The organism is Rossellomorea sp. RS05 (assembly GCF_039822645.1).
GTDB classification, from domain to species: Bacteria; Bacillota; Bacilli; order Bacillales; family Bacillaceae_B; genus Rossellomorea; species Rossellomorea marisflavi_B.
This window is the reverse complement of the sequence record NZ_JBDKWY010000027.1, coordinates 1-370: the sequence shown is the minus strand read 5'-3', so window position 1 is coordinate 370 and position 370 is coordinate 1. Positions and strand designations below refer to the sequence as shown.

The 370-nt window shown below is 46.2% G+C and carries 2 tRNA genes; both read left to right on the top strand.

Annotated features, from left to right (window positions below):
* Positions 1–56: 56 nt before the first annotated feature.
* Positions 57–133 (top strand) — tRNA-Ile (locus ABJ225_RS22315).
* 20 nt (positions 134–153) lie between these two features.
* Positions 154–229: transfer RNA gene (locus tag ABJ225_RS22310), tRNA-Ala, on the top strand.
* Positions 230–370: the final 141 nt, after the last annotated feature.

The window sequence follows — 370 nt, the reverse complement described above, 5'->3', positions numbered from 1 at the left end:
TGACGACGTCGAAGTTTTGTTCAGTTTTGATGGTTTAACTCATCATTAAGAGTTGGGGGCCTATAGCTCAGCTGGTTAGAGCGCACGCCTGATAAGCGTGAGGTCGGTGGTTCGAGTCCACTTAGGCCCACCATTTCCAATCTCATATCATACGGGGCCTTAGCTCAGCTGGGAGAGCGCCTGCTTTGCACGCAGGAGGTCAGCGGTTCGATCCCGCTAGGCTCCACCAAACATTCTTTCCATCTGTGAAAGAGTGAACATTGTTCTTTGAAAACTAGATAAAGTTTTATTGATAGTCAAGAAATTACCGAGTATCGCCATTTTAGGTTTTTAACCAATTCGGTTAAGTTAATAAGGGCGCACGGTGGAT